We start from the raw sequence: 22,562 nt of genomic DNA on the forward strand, positions 1-22,562 counted from the left end.
ACCCGGCGGGCACGGTCCGGCACACGGGCCCGGACGCGACTTGCGGGGTAGCGCGTGCGCCACCCCGCACGGCCGATGCGATCCGTAGGGTTTGACCCGTGAGCGACGCCTGGACCGCCGTACGCGGACACCCCGCACGGTTCCTGGCCTCGGTGTGGCCGTGGCGCTCCCTGGCGTACCTGGCCTCCACCGTGCCGGTCGGTCTGGCCTGGCTGACCGTCCTGGCCGTGGTGGTCGCGGTGGGTGCGGCCACGGTCGTGCTGATCGCGGGACTCCTCGTGCTGGCCGGGATTCCGGTGCTGGTCCACCTGGCCGCCGCCGGTGAGCGGCGTCGGCTCCGGCTGATCTACCCCGGGCGGCCGGTGCGCCAGCCACCAGCGCCACGCGACCCGGCGCATCCCCGGGCGTCCTGGCCGCGTCGCCGGGCGTTCTGGCCGCCTCGCCAAGCGTCGTGGCCGGAGGCGGGCGTCACGGTCCTGCTCACGACGGTGTTCTGGATCGCCGACGCTGTGCTGCTGCTCCTGCTGACGGTCCCGGTGCTGCTGCTCATCGCCCCGGTGCTGGTCCGTTCCGGCACCATCGACATCGCCGGCTGGCGGGTCGACACCGCCGGTGAGGCATGGGCCGTGGCACCCGCCGGCCTCGTCACCCTGGTCCTGCTGACGTACGCGGCCACCGCGCTGGCCTGTGGCCAGGCGGCACTGGTCCGGCACCTGCTGGACCCGCCCGAGGCCCAGCTGGCCGAAGCGGTCCAGCAGCTGCGCAGGTCCCGCACCGGGCTGGTCGACGCGTTCGAAACCGAACGCCGCCGGATCGAGCGCGATCTCCACGACGGCGTCCAGCAACGTCTCGTCGCCCTGACCATGACACTGGGCAGCGCCGAACTGGACCTGCCCGCCGGCCCCGGCCTCGACCTCGTCCGCGAAGCGCACCAGCAGGCCGAACAGGCCCTCGCCGACCTGCGCACCACGATCCGGGGCATCCATCCCCGGGTACTGACCGACCACGGCCTCGCCGCAGCCGTGCACGAGATCGCCGGCCGGTCACCCGTCCCGGTCGACCTCCAGCTCGCCGTCGACGGCCGGCTCCCGCCCACAGTCGAGGCCGCAGCCTACTTCTTCGTCAGCGAGAACCTGACCAACGTCGCCCGCCACGCCCGCGCCCGATCGGCACAGGTGCACGCGTGGATCGAGGACCACACGCTGATCGTCTCCGTCGTCGACGACGGCGTCGGCGGCGCCGACCCACGGGCCGGCACCGGTCTCGCCGGACTGCACGCCCGGCTCGACGCCCTCGACGGCGAACTCGACATCACCAGCCCCACCGGGGGCCCGACCCAGGTCAGGATGACGTGCCCGATCCACTGACCCCGCCACAGAACCCGCTGCGGATCGTGGTCGCCGAGGACGCGGCCCTGCTCCGGGAAGGGCTGGTGCGGATCCTCGAACGCGCCGGCCACGAGGTCGTCGCGGCCGTCGCCGACGCGCACGCCCTGCTCACGTACGCCGGAAACTGCCACCCCGACCTCGTCATCACCGACATCCGCATGCCACCCACCCACACCGACGAGGGACTGCGCGCGGCGGCGACCATCCGGGCCGCTCAACCCGGCGTCGCGATCATGTTGCTGTCGGCCTACGTCGCCGACGCCTACGTCGGCGAGCTGCTCGACTCGACCCCCGGCGGCGGCATCGGCTACCTGCTCAAGGACCGGGTCGGCCACGTACGCGACTTCCTGGACAGCATCGACCGGGTCGCCGCCGGCGGTACGGTCGTCGACGCCGAGGTCGTCCGCCAACTCGTCAGGCTGCGGCGGGCCGACGGCCCACTCGCCGGCCTCACCGAACGCGAACGCGAAGTGCTCGCGCTCATGGCCGAAGGCCACACCAACCGCGCGATCGCCGGCAAACTGTTCGTGAGCGAGGCAGCGGTACGCAAGCACATCGGCAACATCTTCACCAAGCTTCCGCTCGACCCGCATTCGGATCGCCGGGTCTCCGCCGTCCTCACCTACCTGCGCGGCTCACCGAGCGCGTGACACCTCACACGAGATCATGATCGGTGAAGGCTCGGGTGCGGTCACTCAACCGGATAGGATGATTCGTATAAGAGGACTTGCCTTTTCCAGCAAGTCATTACCTAGATCCACGTTGCCGATGGCAACGCCGGCTAGTAGCCACATGAGTCGGCGAGGGAGGATGAACCGGACTTCGACTTGGATGTGTTGGGCGCGTGGTTCACTGGTCTCTGTATCGAGGGTCATGTCGCCGGCCCGTTATTGGGGTTAGGCTCCGGCGAGCTTGTGGGGATCGCTGCAGGTCTGGCGATCTGCAGTTCTCCGTGGCGTCTGGTTCTCGGTTGGGAAGCAGGACTGCGTACCTCTGTCGGGGAGACGCCGAAATGCTGTTTGAAGTCCCGGGCGAACTGGTCAGGGCGGAGGTAGCCGTGCATAGCCATTATGGCCTTGATGGGTGTGCTGGCCAGCGAGGGGTCGCGTAGGCTTCGGTGGGATGCTTCGAGACGCACCTTCTTGAGCAGTTGCATTGGAGTGAATCCAGTGTTCTGGAATATCTTGAACAGGTAGCGCGGTGACACGTTGGCTATCTGCGCAAGCTTCTCGGGACCGAATGCCGGGTCGTTGAGGTGTCGGTGAAGGATGGCGCGGATACGTGCCCTATGTAGCAGTCGTCGAGTGCGCGGTGTGATTCCGTTCGGTTGGTTGAGTCGCTGACGGATCAGCCCGACCGCACACTCGCGTAGGGTGTTTGCGAGATCCGGTTCGTCTCCCTGTTCAGTGGCTGCATTGGTCAGCTCGATAAGGAACTGTGCGATCAGGCTGCGCCCGGGAAGGTTTCGTGGAATTGCGGTGCCGGCGAGTGACGTTATCGCCGATCGGCGCATTGGTATCAACTTTCGCGAGAATGTCAGCATGACCAGATGCATCGGTTTGGTTCCCATCGGGTGTATAGCCCGCCATGGCTGAGATAGGTCATACAATGCAATGTCCCGAGCGCGGAAGGACACCTGGGTGCCTGCCTGCTCCATCTGGGCGTTGCCGTTGACGCTCAGGAATAGGCGGTAGCACCCTGGGTCGCAGGCCCTGATGAGGCGGCCGGTTCGGTTTCCGATAATCTCGGAGTCTGCAGCCCACGTCACTTCCTCGATTTTGAAGTCGCCGATCTCGGCGACCGACATCACTGCGAGCAACTTGTCTGGTGCGCGTCCGTGGATGGCAACTGGGGCCAGCTCGGCAGCAGCGCCCTCGCGGGCATATTCGTACCGCTCGAGCGGGTGAACAGATCTGGTGTCATACAGCACGTACATGGCCGTCCCTCTACTCCAAAGACGATTGACGTCTACCCATTGTCCGCTGGAGAGACCAGTCCGGAGTTGGCTGTGGACGCACCTCTGGCGATGATCAGCAAGATCGCTCCGTTGCTCACCGGCGGCACCTGGCCTGTCCCCCAGTCCTCATCGTGAATCTCGTGAACCTCGGCGGCCCGCCGGATTAGGACAGCGGTCGTCGCAGCTCAATCGGTAGGTTGCGATGGGGAGCACCGACACGCGGAGGTTCGGGTGGACAGAGCGTCGACATCGCTGGCGGAGTTGCTGCATGTCGCGGAGTGGGGGCCACGTCAGCTTGTGGTAGCGATCAACGCCAGGCTGTCCAGTCAGGGGCGGGACCGGCTCAGACTCGATCCGACGGCTGGGTACGCCTGGGTGCGACGTGGGTTCTGCCCTCGGCAGCCCATCCCGGACCTGGCCGCTGCTGTGCTCTCCGAACGGCTCGGCTATCCGGTTTCCGTAGATCAACTGTGGCCAGGGCGAGGCGGCGCGGCGACCGGGCAACAGTCGGCAGTCGATGACCTCGGCTCCATGGCGCACCTCGACGATCTGCTGCGCGAACTCGGCAGGCTCGCCGTCACCACATCTGCGCCGAGCAGCCCCATCGGCGATGCGTCCGGCGCTGACCTGACGGCTACGATCCATGACCAACTCCGGAGTGCTGTCCTCGTGGCGCGCAATCGGGCTGGTCATGAGTACGTGCTTCCGGAGCAGGTGGACCTGATCGCAGCTCACGTCGCGGCGTTGCGCCAACTCGACGATCGCCAGGGCGGCGGCACGCTGAGTCTCCGATACGTCACCGCAGAGCTACGCAACGTCGTCGATCTCGTCAACCACGCGAACTATGACGCGGCGACCGGCCGGCGTCTGCTGGCTATCGTGGCCGACCTGTCTCAGCTTCTCGGATGGCTGCACTTTGACTCCAGTCGTTACGGCTCCGCCGAGCGGTATCTGCTGCTGAGCGTCGGCGTGTGTCGGGCATCCGGTGCGAGCGACCGGGCAGCCAACGCCATCGGGATGCTGAGCTACGTGTCGGCCTTCGCGGGCCACGGCGCGGATGCCGTTCGCCTGGCGGAGGCAGCGGCCGCTGAGGGGCGTTCCCCATACCGACGGTTGCGGGCTCGGCTGTTGGGACGAGAAGCTACCGCTGCGGCGGCTGACGGGGACCTGTCTCGATTCCGCAGGTCGGCTGATCAGGCCATCGATGCGCTCGATCATAGTCAGGATTCGGCGGAGACCTCGTTCCTTTACTACCTGAGTCCGGAGCAGCTCAGTGCGGAAACCGGGCAGGGACTGGTCGTTCTCGCGGAGCGGACCACCGCGAACCGCAGCCGGCTCCTCGACGAGGGGATCAACCTGCTCGCGGGTGCCGTCGCCACCATGATCGCCCCGCACCGGGCCGGTGGTGCACCTCCGTACGCACGATCCGGCCTGCTGCACCTCACGTTCCTCGCGAGGGCGCACCTGCTACGCGGCGACGTGCCGGAAGCCGTGGCGGTCATGCGGGCCGGCCTGGGCCTGCTGCCGCTTGTGCAGTCGCCACGCGGGCGGAGCTACCTCCGAGGGCTTCGCCCGATGCTGGCCCGGCGGTCCCGCTCCGCCACCGTCGCCGAGTTCCTTCCGGAGTTCGATGCGGCATTATCGAGGATGTGAGGAACAGTCACACCGCCCTCCCTGACGGGTTTGCGCTGCTCGAACGCGGCGTGCGGCACCCGGACGCGGCGCTCCTGCTGCGCAACTTCTACCAGGAGCAGGTTGGCCGGTACGGCTTCGCTGAGCCGGCCGCTCTCGACCCAGCGGCGTTCGCGGCTCCAAACGGAATCTTCCTCGTCGCCTACCGACAGGGCGGCCCGGTAGGTTGCGGTGGCTGCCGCTGGTACGAACGGGAGACCGGCACGGTCGAGATAAAGAAGACGTTCCTCCTTCCCGAGGCACGCAGCCTCGGGGTCGGACGTGCGATGCTAGAACGCCTCGAAGATCAGGCGGCCAGGTGGGGTGCGCGGCGAGCAGTCCTCGAAACCGGAGTCCGCAACACCGCCGCGCTCGCGTTCTTCGCTGAGAACGGCTATCAGCCGATCGACGCCTACGTCCCCGGCCGTGATCCGGCGATCAACCGTGCATTTATGAAGTGGTTGTCTCCGGTCTCTGAGTCAGTGGTCGAGCAGGTCAGCGCCCGATAGCGTTACTCGCTACCTTCGCGGTTCGATTGAATCGCCGCGTTGGAAGTTCATGTAGTTCACGCATTGCTCCTGCCGTTCACGGCATTCACGGTTGGCGTGCATTCCCGTAGCCACTTGGTGCTGGTCAACTGGATCTGCGATCCGCTCTCACGTCATGGCGGCCCGTTGTCGGGCCGACGGATCGCACCCTCGGACGCCTCACTCGTGTCTGCTTTGGAGGAGCGTTGTGGATTTTGCTTGCAGCCGTGGCCGGTCTGCTGGTTGGCGTGGTGGGTGGGTTCGTGTTGTGCCGATGTCGGCACCGGTGGTGTCCAGTGTGCGGGCAGACGTTGACCTGCCCGGACTGCACCGCACCAATCGAGCGGACCTGGGGCACCGCGCCACCGCCTCAGTCGCAGTCGAGCGTGCGCGGGCGGCGGTGGCGCAACCAGGCCGGGGTGCAGCACCGGTGACCGGCCGAGACGACGTGCTGCACGTGCCCGTACGGCCGGTCTGGTCCTGCTCGGGGTGCGGGCCGCAGGTCGACTGGCCGTGTGAGTACGCGCGGGCCGAGTTGACCGCGAACCTGGACCCGATCTCGCGCAGCATGTACGCGGCCGAGCGGATGGTGGAGGCGATCGCCGACCTGCCGGAGGAGGCGACGCCGGGGGAGCTGTTCACCCGGTTCCTGGCGTGGACGAGGCGGGCCGGCCGGTGACCGTCTACCGCACCTGCACCCGCGACTGGTCCACCACGACACCCGCAGCGGCACCGCTGGCGGAGCCGGCCGTACCGTTTCCGCCGGCCGGTTGGCTCGCCGACGAGCTGTTCCTGATCGCCCACGACGACGTGACCGGCCGACTGCGCGCCCCAGCCGGAGTCGTCGGGCGTGGGCTGGCCGCCGCGATGCTCGCCGACCTGGCCTTCGTCGGCGCGGTCACGGTCGCCGCGACCGGCAGCGTCGTCACCGGTACGGCCCCGCCAGGTGCGGTCGACTCGTGGGGCCGTACGGTGCTGCGCTGGATCGACACCGACACACCGCACCCGCCGCCCGCCTGGATCGACCGGCTCGCCGGGCACGCGTACCGCAGTGTCGCCGACCGGCTCACGGTTGCCGGGCTGGTGCGGCCGTGCACGGTCCGCCGCTGGTGGCGTCGGGACACCGTCTACCCGCCGGTCGACACGAACGTCGCGGCCTGGCCGTGGGCGCGGCTGTCGATGCGCGTACGCCGCCGCACCCGCCTCAGCGTGCACGACAGCACGTTGGCCCGACTCTGTGTGGCGACCGGACTCGGCGGCCACATCCTCGGCGTGGACACGTTGACCGCCCGTCGGCAGCTGCGGCAGCTGCTCACCCCCGTACCACCGGGGGTCGACCAGCTGGTGCGACACGTTGCCGCCGCCGACGGACGAAGCCGGCACAGCCGGCATGACCGACGGAGCCGGCACGACCGACGGGGCCGGCGGTGACCACGACCGCCGGCGCCGCCGGCCCAGACACCTGCCTCGGGGCCAGACCCGTCAGTGCCTGGCCCCGAGGCGAGCGGTCAGTTCCGCAGGCTCCACTGCTGGTTCGACCCACCCCAGCAGCTGTACAGCTGGATCATCGCCCCGTTACCGCTGCCGCCGGCATCGAGGCACAACCCGGACTGCGCGCTGGTGATTCTGCCGTTGGAGACGTTCCACTGCTGGTTCGCGCCGCCGTGGCAGTCATAGATGATCACGGGTGTGCCGTTGCTGGTTCCGCCACCTGAGGCGTCCAGGCACTTGCCGTTCACTGTCAGTTGCCTGCTCGAGGTCTGGGTGAACCGCTGGTTGGCACCACCCCAGCAGTCGTACAACTGCAGCTGGGTGCCGTTGGTGGTGCTCGCGTTCGGGACGTCGAGGCACCGGCCGGACTGCTGACCGACGATCATCTGGCCGGAACCGGAGGGTGGGTTGGAGGGGTTGCCCGGGTTCCCGGGGTTGCCGCTGCCGCCTTCCCAGACGGTGATGTCGGAGCTTCCCTGACTCTGGTAGCCCTCGGTCGCCATGACCTGGTAGGCCCAGCTGCTGCCGAGGTTGAGGCCGACCCGGGCCCAGGCGTCGAAGTGGTTGGCGGTGGTGATGGTGCCGCCGGTCCGCTTCTGCTGCCGGACGCTCCAGTACTGGTAGAACGTCTGGGTGCCGTCGATCGACGGCGCGTTGACCCGCTGGCTGCGCAGAATGTCGTAGGTGCCGCCGTCGGTGGTCACCGTGCCCAGCCGGGTGGCGCCGCTGCTCGGGTTGTAGCTGCCGAAGTTCTCGACGATGTAGTACTCGATGAGCGGGTTGCGGGTCCATCCGTACAGGGCGAGGTAGGTGTTGTTGTTGCCCGGGTTGTAGCTGCCCGAGTAGCTGATGGTCCGGCGGCTGCCGGTGGCCCAGCCCTTGCCGCCGACCCAGTTGTTGGTGCTTCTGCCCCAGGAGCTGGAGTACCGGCCGTTCTCGCGCAGCACCATGCAGGCGTCGCCGCTGTCTTTCCAGAACGAGAAGTAGAACCCGTTGTGCGTGCCGGTGGTGTTCGAGCAGACCTGCCGGTCGGCTTCGGCGTGGGCGGGGCTGGCCAGGAGTACGGCGGTGCCGGTCGTGACCAGCGCTACGGCGCAGGCACCGCTGATGAGCATTCTGAGCAGGCGGCCGCGGCGGTGTTTCTCAAGTTGCGGGGGGACGTTCTTCATCTTCGAGTGCTTCTCCCTGTGCGAGGCGGCGCGAAGCAACCGGCGGGGTGGGTGGGTGCGGTCGAGGGACGACCGCCACCACGCGCCGGTGCTGCGCCTGGGTGGACGGAATGTCTCGCATCTATATTGAGAACTATCGTTATCTTGGCGTGCGGCGTCAGTCAAGAGTTCCTGCCCGACCGGCGCCACCGACCAGCCAGACCGATGCCAGCGCCTGGTCCGAGCGGGCAGGGGGGGCAGTTCGTTCAGTGCGGGTACGCGCGGGGGATGCGGGTGGAGACCTCGTCGCGGAACGCCTCGATGCGCGTGATCACCTGCCGTCTGCCGTAGGTGTTCTCGATCCGGTCCAGGTAGAGGCATCGGGCGGCGAGTGTGTCGAGGTCGACGGTGAAGTAGACCGCCATCAGCGGGTTGACGAACAGCGCGCTGCCGCTGGTGCGCCGGGTGAACTGCACGTCGCCGAACTCGCCGGCGGTGGCCGCCGCGTGGGCGTCACCGCCTGATCATCGGCCATCGCAGCAATGTGATCGCTAACCACGTCCCGGCTGCCGGACCCGGAGGGCGGGTCACGGGGCCGGCACCGGGCGGAAACAGTTCGGCGACGGCACGAACCGGTTCTGCCCGATGCGAGCGAGGGTAGCTCATTTACAGGTACCGATGTCAGCGTTAACATTGCTGACACCTTCGTGACGTCGCCCGGTATCCGCACCACGGAAGCAGGCCGGACCCGACCCGACGGCCTGCAGATCACCGGCCGCACCACCCGGCCGAGCACCGGTGATCGGCTGTCCGCCCCCGGTGACGGCCGACCCGACCGCCGTGGCGATGTTCCGTCCGCCACCGGTCGACGCCGGTAGACGTCGACCGGTAGACAAGGAGACGCACGTGTGGAAACCCAAGAAGTGGCTGACCGCGGTCCTGGGCGTGCTCGCGATGACGCTGGCGACGACCGTGGCGAGTGAAGGCGTGGCCCCCACCCCGGCACAGGCGCTGGACAACGGGGTCGCCCGTACGCCGCCGATGGGCTGGAACACCTGGAACACCTTCGGCTGCAACATCAACGAGACGCTGATCCGCCAGATGGCCGACGCCATCGTCAACCACGGACTGCGCGATCTCGGCTACAAGTACGTCGTCGTCGACGACTGCTGGTTCAACCCGAACCGCGACGCGCAGGGCAACCTGCAGGCCCACCCGGAGCGGTTCCCGAGCGGTATGAAGGCCCTCGGCGACTACCTGCACTCACGTGGCCTGCTGTTCGGCATCTACCAGGTGCCGTTGGACCGGACCTGCGCCCAGTACTTCGGCTCCTTCCCCGGCGCCACCGGCAGCCTCAACCATGAATATCAGGACGCCCGGCAGTTCGCCGCCTGGGGCGTGGACTACCTGAAGTACGACTGGTGCTCGCCGACCGGCACCATCAACGACCAGGTGGCCCGGTTCAGCATCATGCGCGACGCGCTGGCCTCCACCGGCCGGCCGATCGTCTACAGCATCAACTCCAACAGCATCCACGAGAAGACCGGGCCGCAGCGCAACTGGAGCGACGTGGCGAACCTCTGGCGCACCACAGAGGACATCACCAACACCTGGGACAGCGGCCAGACCAACGGCTACCCGATGGGCATCCAGAACATCGTCAACGTCAACGTGCCCCTGGCCGGGTACGCCGGACCGGGCGGGTTCAACGACCCGGACATGCTGGAAGTCGGCAACGGCGGCATGACCGACACCGAGATGCGCAGCCACTTCGCGCTCTGGGCGATCATGGCCGCGCCGCTGATGATGGGCAACGACCTGCGCTCGGCCAGCACGGCGACGCTGAACATCCTGCGTAACCAGCACCTGATCGCGATCAACCAGGACTCGCTGGGCCGCCAGGCGGTGCAGGTCTCCAACGACGGCACCCGCCGGGTGCTGGCCAAGCGGCTGGCCAACGGCGACGTCGCGGTCGCCCTGTTCAACCAGGGCAACTCGACCACGACGGTCTCCACCACGGCGGCGGCGATCGGCAAGTCCGGCTCCTCGTTCACCCTGCTCGACGCCTGGACCAACGGCACCTCGACCACCTCCGGCAACATCTCGGCGAGCGTCCCGGCACACGGCACGGTGGTCTACCGGGTCAGCGGCGGTGGCACCGTCGACCCGCCGCCCGCGACCACGTTCCGGCTGCGCAGCGAGTCGTCCGGCCGCTGCCTCGACCTGGACAACTCCAACACCGCCAACGGCACCGGGACGTTGATCTGGGACTGTCACAGCAACCCCAACCAGCAGATCACCCAGAACGGCCAGACGCTGCGGGTCCTCGGCAAGTGCCTGGACATCCCGAGCAACGCGACCAACGGCTCCCGGGTCGTGGTCTGGGACTGCCACGGCGGCGCCAACCAGCAGTGGACCCTCAACGGCAACGGCACGGTGAGCAGCGTCCAGTTCCCGTCATTGTGCCTCGACGTCAACGGCAACGGGACCGCCAACGGCACAGCGGTGATCGTCTGGTCCTGCCACGGCAACTCCAACCAGCGCTGGAGCCGTGCGTAGCCGACGCGTCCGTGTCCACTCACCGCGTCACTGGGAGATTCCTGATGCGTAGACCCAGATCCTTGTTCCGACCGGTCGGAGTCGCGGCGCTGCTGGTCGCGGCGCTCACCGTCACGACGGTGGGTGCGGCGGCCGCCGACACCCGTACATCCGCCGCCGACACCAGTACGGCCAGCACCGCCGCGTCCGGCGACGCCGTCGGCATCACCGCTGCGACGGCCGGTTGCGGTCGCGCGCCGGGGCTGGCCAGCGGCACCCGTACGGTCCAGAGCGGCGGCCGGACCCGCAGCTACATTCTGCGGCTGCCGGACAACTACAACCAGAATCAGCCGTACCGCCTGGTCCTTGGTTTCCACTGGTGGGGCGGTACGGCGGTCGACGTCGACACCGGACAGACGGTGCAGCGGGACGTCTGGTCCTACTACGGGCTGCGCCGGCTGGCCGACAACAGCACGATTTTCGTCGCCCCGCAGGGCATCGACAACGGCTGGGCCAACACCGGCGGTTCCGACGTCACGTTCGTCGACGACCTGCTGCGGCAACTCGACGCGAACCTGTGCATCGAGACGACGCAGCGGTTCGCGCTCGGGTTCAGCTACGGCGCGGCGATGAGCTACGCCCTGGCCTGTGCCCGGGCCGACGTGTTCCGCGCGGTGGCGCTCTACGGTCCGCCCCGGGAGCTCAGCGGGTGCAGCGGCGGCACCCAGCCGATCGCGTACTTCGGGGCGCACGGCGTCAGCGACGTCATCGCCAGCGGCCGGTCCATGCGGGACCGGTTCGTCCGCAACAATGGCTGTACGCCGCAGAACCCGCCAGAGCCGGCGGTCGGCAGCCTGACCCACATCACCACCACGTACTCGGGTTGCCGGGCCGGTTACCCGGTGGTGTGGGCGGCATTCGACGGCGGCCACATCGCCGCACCGCAGGACGGCGCTCCCGGTGACAGCGGCACCCGGACCTGGCTGCCGGGGGAGACCTGGGACTTCTTCACCCAGTTCGGTGCCACGCCGGGTCCGGACCCGACGACTCCGCCGCCGGGGCCGACCACTCCGCCGCCGGGGCCGACGACCCCGCCGCCCGCGACCGGTGCGTGCACCGCGACGTACCAGACCATCGGCTCGTGGCCGGGTGGGTTCCAGGGCGAGGTGACCGTCCGGGCCGGCAACGCGGCGATCAACGGCTGGACCACCCGGTGGACCCTCGCCGGTGGTCAGGGCATCAGCCAGAGCTGGAACGGTGCGCTGAGCGTCAGCGGGTCGACCGTGACCGTCCGTAACGTCGACTACAACGGAGCACTGCCGGCCGGCGGTACGGCGACCTTCGGGTTCATCGGCAGCGGTGCCCCGTCGAGCCCGGCGGTGAGCTGCTCCAGCCCGTAACCGCACCCCGCTGCCCGCGACTGGCGGCGGATCCCTCACCTGTCGACGCGTCCTGCGCGTGCGACGGGTGGGTGGGTCCGCCGCCAGTCGCATGTCCGGGCCACTGAGCTGGCCAAATAAAAAAAATTAAGATCAACATCAAGAAAATCAAGATCAAGATGTGGTACGGACGAGAAAAGTGAGGTACAAATGAGTGGCGAGCACATCGCCGAGAGCAGGGGAGCCGAGCAGTGGACTGGCAGGAGTTGACCGACCTGACGCGCGGGCAGCCGTTCGTGGTCGAGCGGGTGCGGCTGGTCGGCAGCGGCGTCGCCGTCGAGGGCCAGTTCGAGCCGCCACAGCTGGCGCAGCTCAGCGCCGACGATCAGGTCTTCGTCGCCGCGTTCGTCCGGTCGCACGGGTCGATCAAGGAGATGGAGCGGATCTTCGGGGTGAGCTACCCGACGGTCAAGTCCCGGCTGAACCGGATCGCCGAGCAGCTCGATTTCGTCGAGCAGCTCGACATCGCCGACACCGGCCCGACGTCGGCCAGCGCCGACGTCGTCGACCGGCTGCGTCGCGGCGAGATCGACGTCCAGCAGGCGTTGGCCGAGCTGGAGGGGCCCCGATGATGCCGCAGCTGGTGACGGTGCGCTGGCGTCAGGGCGACGGCCGCCGACGGCGGCTGTGGGTCCCGGTTCTGCCGGTGCTGCTGGTGCTGTCGCCACTGCTGACGATCGCCGTCCTGGGTGGACTGATCGCCTGCCTGGTCTACCGGGTCAGCCCGACCGGTGCGCTGCGCGCCGCCGGAGGTCTGCTGTGGGCGCTGCCCGGCGCCCGCATCGAGTTCGCGCAGGGTCGCACGGCCCTGCTGGTCAGTGTCAGCTGAGCCGAGAACGACAGCGAAGGAGAAGAACGAGATGAACGAGCAACGCCGCCAGATCCTGGAGATGCTGGCCGAAGGCAAGATCACCGCCGCCGAGGCCGAGCAGCTGATGGACGCCCTCGACCGGGAGCAGCCTGGGCCGGCAGCCAGCGACCCGCCCCGCCCGAAGACCAGACCGAAGTATCTGCGCGTCGTCGTGGACTCGGCCGAGGAAGCCGGCGGCGACGGACCGGCCCGGATCAACGTACGGGTCCCACTGCAGCTGCTGCGCGCCGGTGTCCGGCTCACCAGCCTGATCCCGCCGCAGGCGCTCGCCCACGTCAACGCCGAGCTGGGCAAGTCGGGGGTGCCGATCGACCTGACCCAGCTCAAGCCGCAGCACATCGAGGATCTGGTCGAGCAGCTCGACGACCTCACCGTCGACGTCGACCAAACCGACGTCAAGGTGAAGGTCTTCTGCGAATGACCTCGCCGCGACCGCGTCGGCTGCCCGCGCGGACCACGGGGCCGGGCGGGCAGCCGTAGTAGCCGGCGTGAACCCGCGTCGAGGTGACGGCTACGCACGTCATCCTTGCGGTTTGAGGTGTGTGTACGTCACCTCGACGCGTTTTGCCGCGATAACGCAAGCCAGCCCGGGCGGTCAGGCCGTTCCGGCGAGGTACGCCGCGCGGCGCTGCGGCTCGAACTTCTCGATGGCGTACCGCAGCATCACTCTCGGCATGTCGCGTTGGTGGCGGGTCAGGAACGACTCGGCCACCGTACGGTCGCGGTTGCCGACCTCGCGCAGCATCCAGCCGACGGCCTTGTGGATCAGGTCGTGCGGGTCGTGCAGCAGCCGCTCGGCGAGTCGCAACGTCCAGTCGAAGTCCCCGGCCCGGATGAAGGCGAACGTCGCCATGATCGCGATCCGTCGGTCCCAGAGCAGGTCGGAGGCGGCCAGCCGGTCCAGCACCGTCCGATCCTTGTCGATCAACCAGGGACCGACGATGTACGGGGCGCACGAGTCGACCAGGTCCCAGTTGTCGATCCGGTCGGTGTGGGCCAGCACGGTGTCGACGATGGCGGCCCGCTGCCGTTGCCTGCCCTTGTCGAACATCCGCACCAGGATGAAGATCGCGGTCAGCCGCTCCTCGTGCACCTGGCTGGTCAGCAGCCGGGTCGTCTCGGCCAACGACAGGTCACGCCAGTACCGGCCGGCCACCCGACGCTGGTCCGGCACCGGTACGCCGATCGTCCGGTCGCCCTCGCCGTACCCGCCGGGTCGGATCTGCAGGAACCGGCGCGTCTGCTCGGCGCGACCCGGGTCGGCGAGGGCGGCGAGTTCCCGGCGGACATCGTCACTGGTGGCCATCGACCGCCGAATCTACCGCTGGTCGGCGGTGGTCTCACCCGTCGGGGGTGAACACGATGCGGGTGCTGCTGTCGGCGGGCAGCGGCCAGGTCTGCTCCACCTGGTGCAGCGGTACGACGGTGGCGGGCACGGCGAAGGTACCGCGGGCGATCTCCGCGGCCACGGCGGGCAGATCGGCGGCTATCTCGGCGGTGCTCAACGACCCTTGACCGCTACCGATCAGCTCCAGCCGCGACGATCGCAGGAGCCCGGCCGGCACCGGCGTCTCGTGGCCGGCCATCTCACCGAGGTTGATCCAGGTGAGGGCTCTGCCGGGCGGGTCGGCGCGCCCGGCGACGAGGGCAGCCATCGTGGTGGTTGCCGGGGCTCCCCAGAGGAAGTCGAGGACGACGTCGACCTCGGCGCCGACGCGGCGAATCTGCTCGGGGTCGTCGAGGAGCGCGGTGGCGGTGGCACCGGGGACGGCGGCCAGGCGTCCGGCGTCCCGGCCGACGGCGACCACCTGGTCCGCACCGAACAGCCGGGCCACCTGGACCGCCATCTGTCCGGTGCCCCCGGTGGCGCCCATGACCATGACGTTGCGGCCCTGGTGAAAGGTGATCCGTCGGCTCAGCGCGAGCCAGGACGCGATGGCACAGTTCAGCGTGGCGGCCACGGTCACCGGGTCGGCGCCGTTGGGCAGCGGGATGCTGCGCCTGGTGTCGATCAGTGCGCGCTCGGCCATCGAGCCGGGTGCGGCACCGAGCGTGAGGAAGTACCACAGCGTGCCGTCCGGTCCACGTCCCACTCCGTCGATGCCTGGCACCAGGGGCAGGTGCTCGTCGGAGCTGGTGTAGTGGGAACCGTTGGCCTGCATCCGGACGCGGGGGTGCAGGCCGGCGGCGAGTACGTCGACCACCAGTTCGTGCTCGCCGGTCGCTCGCGGGTCGACATGGTCCTGATAACGCGGTGGTGCGCTGTAGCTGGTGACGACTGCTGCTTTCATCTGGGCTCCGTAGCGGCTGGTGGCCGGTCAGAAGCTGTCGAGGAGTTCGGCGAGCCGGGCCGCGCTGGCCGGCCGGCCGGGGGCGGCGAACATGCCGTCCGGGTCGAGGTAGGCGTGGTAGGCCGGCGTACCGGGGCCGAACCGGCGGTTGTCGGCGAGGGCACCCGCGTCGTGGACGTCGTAGCCGAGGGTGTCGATGAGGGCGGCGACGGTGGCCTTCGCGGCGCGGTCGTCACCGGCGATGGCGATGGCGCTGCGGTCGGCGGCGCCAGCGGGCCGGGCGAGCGTGGCCAGGTGTTTGAAGAAGATGTTGCTGAACGCCTTCACGACGAACGACTCGGGCAGGTGGGCCTGGAGCAGTTCGCTTGCGGTGGTCCGGCCGGCGTCGAGCTCGGGGAAGTGGCCGTCGCGTTCCGGGTGGTAGTTGAGGGTGTCGATGACGACCGTGCCGCGCAGCGGCGCGACGGGGACATCGCGGTAGGCCCTGAGCGGGATCGTCACCACGACGGCGTCCCCGGCCCGAGCAGCCTCGCCGGGCGTGGCGGCGCGCGCCTGCGGCCCGAGCCGGGCGACCAGGTCCCGCAGGGTGTCCGGGCCCCGGCTGTTGCTGAGGACGACGTCGTGTCCGGCGTCCACGGCGAGCCGGGCGAGTGCGCCGCCGATCCTGCCGCTGCCGATGAAACCGATCGTGCTCATCGTGGCTCCTGACTGTCGGGGAGCTGCGGGGTCGGGTGACCACCGCTGGCTAGAGTGGGGACAGCCCCGCGTACCGAAGGGGTTCCTTGACTTTAGCGCAGGGATGCCTGCGTTTCGCTACTGCGTACCGCCGAAGGGACTGTGATGGCCGCCACCGGGTCCGAGCCGCGCATGACCGTGCGTCGGCCGCAGCGGGCCGACGCACGCCGCAACTTCGACGCCCTCCTGGCGGCCGCCCGCGAGGCGTTCGCCACCGACGGCTCCGGGGCCTCCCTGGAGGGCATCGCCCGACGCGCCGGCGTCAACATCGCCACCCTCTACCGCAACTTTCCGACCCGCCAGCACCTGTTCGAGGCCGCGTACCTCGACGAGGTGCAGACCCTGGCCCGGACCGCCGCCGACCTCGCGCACCTTGACCCCTGGGCGGCGCTGGAGAGCTGGCTGCGCCAGTTCGTCAGCTACGCCACGACCAAGAAGGCCGTGTACGACGCGATCGCCCACAACGAGGCGATGTTCGTCTCCGGCCGGGAGATCATCCACGCCGCCGGTCGGCCGCTGCTCGAACGCGCCCAGCGCGCCGGAGCGGCCCGCGCCGACGTCACCTTCGACGACGTGCTGTTCCTGGTCAACGGCGTCAGCGGGGCCAACTTCGTGCAGGAGGCCCAGCGCGACCGGGTCCTGACCATGGCCCTGGACGGCATCAGAGCAAGGGCCTGACCTGCGGCGCAGGCCTCAGCGGGTGACGAAGCCGGCGACGAGATCGGCGACTCCCGCCGGGTCCTCGGCGATCATGGCGTGACTGGCGCCGTCGAGCGGCTGTACGCGTACCAGTGGATTGTCGGCCGCGACGGCGCGCGACGTGTCGATCTGCCAGCGCCGGTACGCGGCGTAGAGCGCGGCGTACGGCTGCTGCTCGGGCAGGTCGACGGTGGCGAGCACCAGCAGCAGCGGGCAGCGGGCCGCCCGGTGGACGGTCGGCAGGTCGAGGGAGTCCATCGCCGGGCGCAGCGTGGCCAGGGTCGCCGGCAGCGGCCGGAGCCAGGTGTCGCCGGCCACGGCCGTCTCGTTGCGGGTGACCGCTTCGGTCCAGTCGGCGGCGGTGCCGCCGTGCCGGGTCAGGCCGGCGAGCTGGGCCTGGCGGATCGGGGCGAGCTGGTCGGGCGGGACCGGCCGGGCCATCGCCTCGGTCATCGCGGTGAACGCGGCGTGCAGCCGGTCCAGTTCGGCGGCGGCGTCCGCCGGTGCGAGGCCGGTCAACTGCTCGGGGCGGGTCGGTGCCGGGTTGCCGTCCAGGCTGACCACGCCGGGGCAGGTCGGGTGGCGGGTGGCCCAGAGCGTGGCGATCATGCCGCCGAGCGACGAGCCGGCCACCGCCGGGTCGGTCAGCCCCAGCGTGTCGACGACGGCGTCGAGCCCGTCGAGGACGGCGTCCCAGTCCCAGGCCGGAAGCTCACCGGAGTGGCCGTGGCCTGGCAGGTCGACGGTGACCACCCGGTGCCGGTCGGCGAGGTGCCGGGTGAGCACCGACAGCCAGGCGAGGTTGCCGCCGGCGCCGTGCAGCAGGATCAGCGGCGGATGGTCGCCGCCGGTGTCCCGTACGGCGATCGTGGTGTGTCCGGTGTCGACGAAGTGGTCGATCGTGGTCGGCGCGGGTCGCATGTCAGCTCCGGGTGGCGGGTGGGGCCGGCTGCGCGCGGAGCCGGTCGCGGATCGAGGCGGAGGTGACGCCACCGTCCGGGTGGCGGTCGAGCTTGCCGCGTCGGACCAGGTCGTGCACGCCCTGGCGGCTGATGCCGAGCATCGCCCCGGCGACCGGCAGTGAGACGCCGGCCGCCGTCGGGTGGCCGAACCGGGCGGCGACGACCTGGCCGAGCGGGGTGCGCCACCACTGGGCGGGCGGGTCGAACGGTCCGTCGCCGGGGTGCAGGCTGCTGTAGAGCCGGATCGCGGTGTGCAGCGCGGCGGTGTCGTCGCCGTCGAGCAGTGCGGTGGCGAGGGCGCCCGCGCGGTGGTGAACGCGGCCGCGCAGGTCGTCGAGCGGGTCGTCGAGCAGGATCTCCAGCGGGTCGACCAGCCTGACGTCGATCTGTCGCACCAGGTGGTCGGCGAGTTCGGTGTGGGTCGGTACGGCCACGACGGCACCTCCTTGACGACTATCGTCAAGTACCTGACGATGGCTGTCAACCAGAGCCCGGACCGGACAAACCCTAGGATCGTGATCAGTGCGCGTCGGGGAGCTGGGGCATCCCCGCTCTTGTCTGTGTGGACGATCAGCGATGCGACGACAAGGACATCGGCCGTTGGGCATCCCAGACCGGCCGCCACCGCCGGACTGCTCGCTACCGGGCCACCGACCGCAAGCTGGCCCTGCTCTGGCGGCGCAACAGATGGTGGCGGGTGCTGTGCCGAACCACCGGGGTGCTGGTGACCGGGGCGATCGCCGCCGGCATCGCCGTGGCGGTCTACGTACACTCGGTCGATCTGCCGGCCGACCCGGTCGAACCGCAGGCGTCGACGCTCTACTACAGCGACGGGCAGACGGTGCTGGCCCGGATCGGGGTCACCAGCCGCACAGACGCCCCCCTCGACGAGGTTCCCGAGCCGGTCCGGCGGATCGTGCTCGCCGCCGAGGACCGCGCCTTCTACACGCACTCCGGCGTCTCGATCCGGGGCGTGCTGCGCGCGCTGGTGGCGAACGTCGAAGGCCGTCGGGAGGGGGCCTCCACGATCACCCAGCAGTACGCCCGCAACGCGTTCCTGACCCAGGACGTCTCGCTGGACCGCAAGGCCCGCGAGTTCGCGATGGCCATCAAGCTGGAGCGCCGACACAGCAAGGACGAGATCCTCGAGCGGTACCTCAACACGATCTACTTCGGGCGGGGCGCCTACGGGATCACCGCCGCCGCACACGCCTACTTCAGGGTGCCGACCCGCGAACTGACCGCTGCCCAGGGCGCGGTACTCGCAGCGGTGATCAAAGATCCGTACGGCTTCGACCCGGCCAACGACGCCGAGGCCGCCCGGGACCGCTGGGATTGGGTGATCGGGGCCGCCCGAGACGCCGGATGGCTCGCCGACACCCCGGAGTATCCGCCGGTCCAGCCGCCGTCGATGCTGCACATCGGCCCGAACGGCATCGTGCTCGACCAGGTGGAGCAGGAACTGTCCCGCCGGGGCGTCGCGGCGACGTCGCTGTACACGGCGGGTCTGTCCGTCGTGACCACGCTGGACGCCGCCGCCCAGCCGGCGGCGCTCGCCCAGATCGAGGCCCACCTCGACGGCCAACCGGAGAACCTGCGGGCGGCGCTGGTCGCGGTGGATCCGGGCAGCGGCGCGGTGCGCGCCTACTACGGCTCGCAGGAGCAGGGGCAGTACGACTTCGCCGTCGCCCCACGTCCACCGGCGGCGACCTTCGCACCGGTCGTGCTGGCACTGGCGACGCTCCACGGATTCGGGCCGAACTCCCGGTGGGACGGCACCTCGCCGCAGAACTTCCCGGGGCGACTCGGCGTGCCGCTGTACAACCGGGACGACATCCAGTGCCCCGACTGCACCCTTGAGCAGGCCATGATGGAGTCGCTGAGCACCCCGTTCTACGCCGTGACCGAGAAGATCGGTGCCGAGCAGGTGCGGGAACTGGCGTACCAGCTCGGCGTCCCGCAACGGTACGGCGACCACCGCGCGCTGGTCGACGTCGAGGGCGAACCCCTGCCGGGGGAGACCCGCTCGGACATCTCGATCGGCCGTTACCCGGTCGCACCGGTGGATCTCGCTACCGTCTACGGAACCTTCGCCAGCGGCGGCGTCCGGTACGAGCGGCACTTCATCGAGTCGGTCGCCGCGGCGACCGGCGCGAGCCTGCTGACGAACAGCGCGCGCGAGGGGCGCCCGGTGCTACCGCCGCTCCCGGCTCGGATGGTCAACCGGACCCTCGCCGTCACACTGCTGCGCAACGGCCACTCGCCGGGCCGACCTGCCGCCGGCAAGACCGGAAACCAGCTGTGGGCCGACACCAGCGACTACCAGGACGCCTGGATGGCGGGTTACACCGCCGAACTCGCCACCGTGGTCTGGATCGGTGGTGCCGAACCTGGGCCGCTGCGCGACCGCGACGACAACCGGATCGAGGGCTCCTCGATGCCGGCCGCCATCTGGCGGGACTTCACCCGTGACGCCCTTGCCGGCCACCCCGTGCAGCAGCTGCCAGGTATGGGGGCGGCCGGTCGTCCGGAGTAGGCAACCCGGGGCAGACAGCCCGGTTCGCGCTCACCGGTCGCGGTCGGTCAGCACGACGAGTTGACCGGTGGCGCGGGTCATCGCCACGTACCGGTCGACCGCGCCGGTGATCCCGTCGCCGAACGACGCCGGGTCGACCACCACCACCAGGTCGAACTCGAGCCCCTTGGCCAGCTCCGGGGTCAGCGACCGGACCCGGGGCGTCGCCGGCAGGGCGTCGGCGTCGACCGGTGGTACGCCGATGACGCAGACCGTACCGTCGGTCTGCCCGGCCAGCCAGGTCTCCAGGATCCGCCCCAGGTCGGCGACGGGCCGGTGCGTGACCGGGACGCCGCCGTGCCGGATCGAGGTCGGCACGTTGGCGTCCGGCAGCGCGGCGCGGATCACCGGTTCGGCGTACGCCATGATCTCCGCCGGGGTCCGGTAGTTGACCGTCAACGTGGCGACGTCGACCCGGTCCAGGCCGACCCGGGCGAGCCGCTCCGACCACGCCTGCGTGAAGCCGTGCCGGGCCTGGGCACGGTCACCGACGATGGTGAAACTGCGCGACGGACAGCGGCGCAGCAGCATCTGCCACTGCGCGTCGGTCAACTCCTGCGCCTCGTCGACCACGACGTGCGCGAACGGGCCGGCCAGCGTGTCCGGGTCGGTGGCCGGCCCGCCCGCCTCGTCGATCAGGGTCTCCCGCAGGTCCTGGTGGTACAGCATCGCCAGGACACCTTCGCCGTCGTCGTAACTGTGCGCCTCCAGCAGATCGTCGATCACCCGGGCCCGGTGGACCCGTTCGACGGCCACCTCGGCCCGGTGCCGCCGCTCGCGCTCGGACGCCTGCGCGTCGCCGAGGCGCAGTCGGGCCGCGTCCAGCAGCGGCAGGTCGGCGACCGTCCAGGCCCGAGGGTCGGCGCGCTGCAGCGTACGGATCTCGGCCGGGTCGAGCCACGGCGCGCACCGGCGCAGATAGGCCGGTACCGACCACAGGTCGGCGACGATGTCGGCCGCGTTCAGCAGCGGCCAGGCCCGGTGCACCGCCGTACGCAGCGCCTGGTTCTGCTCCAGCGCGGCCCGGACCCGGTCGTCCGGCTCGTCGCCGTCGTAGCGGCCGACTCCGATGGTGAGCAACTCCTCCATGATCTGCTCACGGGCCTCGTTGTGCGGCACACCCGGCCCGGGCGCGGCGAACGCGTCCGCCCAGTCGTCCGGGGTGAGGGTCCACTCGAACCAGCCGGTCGCCACCGTCGTCGCGGTTGGCGGCGGCTCCTCGTAGAACCGGACCGCCGCCTCGACCGCCGCCTCCCACCGCGCCGACGACTTGAGCCGGGCCACCTCGGGGTCGGGTTCGGCCGTCGCGGAGGCACCCTCGGGCACCAGGTCGGCCAGGGTGCAGGGCTGCACGTCGTCCTCACCGAGGTGGGGCAGCACGTCGGCGACGTACGCCAGATAGGGCCGGTGCGGGCCGACGAACAGCACCCCGCCGCGACGCTGGCCGAGCCGGGGATCGTGGTAGCGCAGGTACGCGGTGCGGTGCAGGGCGACGACGGTCTTGCCGGTGCCGGGTCCGCCGTCGACGACGAGGGCACCCGACGAACCGGCGCGGATGATGGCGTCCTGGTCGGCGGCGATGGTGGCCAGCACGTCGCGCATCCGGTCCGACCGGTGCCCGCCGAGGCTGGCGATGAAGGCCGACTGGTCGTCGAGGGCGGCGTGCCCGTCGAGCGCGTCGGCGCTGAACACCTCGTCCCAGTAGTCGCTGATCCGGCCCAGCGTCCAGCGGTACCGCCGGCGGCTGGCCAGACCCATCGGGTTGCCGTGGGTGGCACCGAAGAACGGTGCGGCGGCGGGGGAGCGCCAGTCGAGCAGCAGTTGGCGGCCGGCCTCGTCGGTCAGGCCCTGCCGCCCGACGTACACCGGTCCGACGTCATCGCCAGCGCTGTCGCCGCCGGCACCGGCACGGTCGGCGGCGGCGCCGTGGTCGGGGACCATCCGGCCGAGACACAGGTCGAGGCCGAAGCGGCGCAGCGCCCGCAGCCGTACGGTGAGCCGGCGGACCTCCTGGTCGCGGTCCACCGCCCGCCGGCCCCTGCCGGCCGGTGCCTTCCGCGCCGCGTCGAGCCGCTGCGACAGGTCGGCGGAAAGTTGATCCAGGCGGTACGCGATCGCCGCGAAATGCCGTTCGTCGTCGGCGATCAGTTTCGGGTCGGCCTTGGCGTGCAGCCGGTCGGGGAGATCGAAAGCGCTGGTGGTCAGCGGGCGCACCTCGATCAGCTCCATTCTCGGGTCGGCAGTACGAGCGCAGCGTCCAGCGAATGGCA

22 protein-coding genes are annotated in these 22,562 nt (G+C 70.0%); 13 read left to right on the forward strand and 9 right to left on the reverse strand.

Annotated features, from left to right (window positions below; all coding sequences use genetic code 11):
* Positions 1 to 98 precede the first annotated feature (98 nt).
* Both O7623_RS30520 and O7623_RS30525 read left to right on the forward strand, forming a co-directional pair.
* The gene (locus tag O7623_RS30520; protein WP_282226370.1) at positions 99 to 1,367 is read left to right on the forward strand and encodes a sensor domain-containing protein; all 1,269 of its coding nucleotides are present in this window, start codon (positions 99 to 101) and stop codon (positions 1,365 to 1,367) included.
* Between the two features lie 17 nt (positions 1,368 to 1,384).
* Positions 1,385 to 2,038: a response regulator transcription factor gene (locus O7623_RS30525; RefSeq protein ID WP_282229660.1), complete on the forward strand. Its 654-nt coding sequence runs from the start codon at positions 1,385 to 1,387 to the stop codon at positions 2,036 to 2,038.
* Between the two features lie 221 nt (positions 2,039 to 2,259).
* On the opposite strand, the gene O7623_RS30530 is transcribed toward O7623_RS30525, so the two are convergent.
* On the reverse strand, positions 2,260 to 3,324 hold the full coding sequence (locus tag O7623_RS30530) for a helix-turn-helix domain-containing protein (RefSeq protein ID WP_282226371.1): 1,065 nt from the start codon (positions 3,322 to 3,324) through the stop codon (positions 2,260 to 2,262).
* 252 nt (positions 3,325 to 3,576) lie between these two features.
* Between O7623_RS30530 and O7623_RS30535 the strand changes: the two genes are divergently transcribed.
* The 4 genes from O7623_RS30535 (at position 3,577) to O7623_RS30550 (ending at position 6,974) form a co-directional block, all read left to right on the forward strand.
* Positions 3,577 to 4,998 (forward strand): hypothetical protein, encoded by a 1,422-nt coding sequence (locus O7623_RS30535; RefSeq protein ID WP_282226372.1) that lies wholly within the window; start codon positions 3,577 to 3,579, stop codon positions 4,996 to 4,998.
* The gene (locus O7623_RS30540; protein WP_282226373.1) at positions 4,995 to 5,525 is read left to right on the forward strand and encodes a GNAT family N-acetyltransferase; all 531 of its coding nucleotides are present in this window, start codon (positions 4,995 to 4,997) and stop codon (positions 5,523 to 5,525) included. The genes O7623_RS30535 and O7623_RS30540 overlap by 4 nt, the downstream gene beginning before the upstream one ends.
* A gap of 448 nt (positions 5,526 to 5,973) precedes the next feature.
* Complete coding sequence (locus O7623_RS30545) at positions 5,974 to 6,222, forward strand: hypothetical protein (RefSeq protein ID WP_282226374.1); 249 nt, start codon at positions 5,974 to 5,976, stop codon at positions 6,220 to 6,222.
* Positions 6,198 to 6,974 (forward strand): GPP34 family phosphoprotein, encoded by a 777-nt coding sequence (locus O7623_RS30550; RefSeq protein ID WP_282226375.1) that lies wholly within the window; start codon positions 6,198 to 6,200, stop codon positions 6,972 to 6,974. Before O7623_RS30545 ends, O7623_RS30550 begins: the two co-directional genes overlap by 25 nt.
* Positions 6,975 to 7,051: 77 nt before the next feature.
* On the opposite strand, the gene O7623_RS30555 is transcribed toward O7623_RS30550, so the two are convergent.
* Together O7623_RS30555 and O7623_RS30560 are read right to left on the reverse strand one after the other, a co-directional pair.
* A complete protein-coding gene (locus tag O7623_RS30555) occupies positions 7,052 to 8,149 on the reverse strand; it encodes a glycoside hydrolase family 11 protein (protein ID WP_282226376.1) in 1,098 nt (365 codons plus the stop codon).
* Between the two features lie 299 nt (positions 8,150 to 8,448).
* Positions 8,449 to 8,658 (reverse strand): hypothetical protein, encoded by a 210-nt coding sequence (locus O7623_RS30560; protein WP_282226377.1) that lies wholly within the window; start codon positions 8,656 to 8,658, stop codon positions 8,449 to 8,451.
* Positions 8,659 to 9,136: 478 nt separating this feature from the next.
* Between O7623_RS30560 and O7623_RS30565 the strand changes: the two genes are divergently transcribed.
* The 5 genes from O7623_RS30565 to O7623_RS30585 all read left to right on the forward strand — a co-directional run bounded on the left by O7623_RS30565 (position 9,137) and on the right by O7623_RS30585 (position 13,451).
* Positions 9,137 to 10,741, forward strand: coding sequence for a ricin-type beta-trefoil lectin domain protein (locus O7623_RS30565; protein ID WP_282229661.1), 1,605 nt, complete (start codon positions 9,137 to 9,139; stop codon positions 10,739 to 10,741).
* A 44-nt stretch (positions 10,742 to 10,785) separates the two neighbouring features.
* Positions 10,786 to 12,120: a cellulose binding domain-containing protein gene (locus O7623_RS30570; protein WP_282226378.1), complete on the forward strand. Its 1,335-nt coding sequence runs from the start codon at positions 10,786 to 10,788 to the stop codon at positions 12,118 to 12,120.
* 230 nt (positions 12,121 to 12,350) lie between these two features.
* Positions 12,351 to 12,731 carry a DUF2089 domain-containing protein gene (locus O7623_RS30575; protein ID WP_282226379.1) on the forward strand — a complete coding sequence of 127 codons (381 nt, stop codon included), beginning with the start codon at positions 12,351 to 12,353 and terminating at the stop codon, positions 12,729 to 12,731.
* Positions 12,728 to 12,988, forward strand: coding sequence for a hypothetical protein (locus tag O7623_RS30580; RefSeq protein WP_282226380.1), 261 nt, complete (start codon positions 12,728 to 12,730; stop codon positions 12,986 to 12,988). Before O7623_RS30575 ends, O7623_RS30580 begins: the two co-directional genes overlap by 4 nt.
* Positions 12,989 to 13,019: 31 nt before the next feature.
* Complete coding sequence (locus O7623_RS30585; RefSeq protein WP_282226381.1) at positions 13,020 to 13,451, forward strand: hypothetical protein; 432 nt, start codon at positions 13,020 to 13,022, stop codon at positions 13,449 to 13,451.
* Between the two features lie 174 nt (positions 13,452 to 13,625).
* Here the strand turns inward: O7623_RS30585 and O7623_RS30590 are convergent, their stop codons facing one another.
* The 3 genes from O7623_RS30590 to O7623_RS30600 are packed head-to-tail and all read right to left on the reverse strand — an operon-like array spanning position 13,626 to position 16,017.
* Entirely contained in the window at positions 13,626 to 14,336 is a 711-nt protein-coding gene (locus O7623_RS30590) for a DNA alkylation repair protein (RefSeq protein WP_282226382.1), read from the reverse strand.
* 34 nt (positions 14,337 to 14,370) lie between these two features.
* Positions 14,371 to 15,321 (reverse strand): zinc-binding alcohol dehydrogenase family protein, encoded by a 951-nt coding sequence (locus tag O7623_RS30595; RefSeq protein WP_282226383.1) that lies wholly within the window; start codon positions 15,319 to 15,321, stop codon positions 14,371 to 14,373.
* A gap of 27 nt (positions 15,322 to 15,348) precedes the next feature.
* Entirely contained in the window at positions 15,349 to 16,017 is a 669-nt protein-coding gene (locus tag O7623_RS30600) for an NADPH-dependent F420 reductase (protein WP_282226384.1), read from the reverse strand.
* Positions 16,018 to 16,188: 171 nt separating this feature from the next.
* On the opposite strand from O7623_RS30600, the gene O7623_RS30605 reads away from it, so the two are divergent.
* Positions 16,189 to 16,734 carry a TetR/AcrR family transcriptional regulator gene (locus O7623_RS30605; RefSeq protein WP_282226385.1) on the forward strand — a complete coding sequence of 182 codons (546 nt, stop codon included), beginning with the start codon at positions 16,189 to 16,191 and terminating at the stop codon, positions 16,732 to 16,734.
* Positions 16,735 to 16,749: 15 nt separating this feature from the next.
* Here the strand turns inward: O7623_RS30605 and O7623_RS30610 are convergent, their stop codons facing one another.
* Together O7623_RS30610 and O7623_RS30615 are read right to left on the reverse strand one after the other, a co-directional pair.
* Positions 16,750 to 17,676, reverse strand: coding sequence for an alpha/beta hydrolase (locus O7623_RS30610; RefSeq protein ID WP_282226386.1), 927 nt, complete (start codon positions 17,674 to 17,676; stop codon positions 16,750 to 16,752).
* A 1-nt stretch (position 17,677) separates the two neighbouring features.
* Entirely contained in the window at positions 17,678 to 18,151 is a 474-nt protein-coding gene (locus O7623_RS30615; RefSeq protein WP_282226387.1) for a hypothetical protein, read from the reverse strand.
* Positions 18,152 to 18,279: 128 nt separating this feature from the next.
* On the opposite strand from O7623_RS30615, the gene O7623_RS30620 reads away from it, so the two are divergent.
* The gene (locus O7623_RS30620) at positions 18,280 to 20,253 is read left to right on the forward strand and encodes a transglycosylase domain-containing protein (RefSeq protein ID WP_282226388.1); all 1,974 of its coding nucleotides are present in this window, start codon (positions 18,280 to 18,282) and stop codon (positions 20,251 to 20,253) included.
* A 30-nt stretch (positions 20,254 to 20,283) separates the two neighbouring features.
* Here O7623_RS30620 and helR read toward each other — a convergent pair whose 3' ends face one another.
* Positions 20,284 to 22,521: an RNA polymerase recycling motor ATPase HelR gene (gene helR, locus O7623_RS30625; protein WP_282226389.1), complete on the reverse strand. Its 2,238-nt coding sequence runs from the start codon at positions 22,519 to 22,521 to the stop codon at positions 20,284 to 20,286.
* Between the last annotated feature and the right edge of the window lie 41 nt (positions 22,522 to 22,562).

The organism is Solwaraspora sp. WMMD791 (genome assembly GCF_029581195.1).
GTDB lineage: Bacteria > Actinomycetota > Actinomycetes > Mycobacteriales > Micromonosporaceae > Micromonospora_E.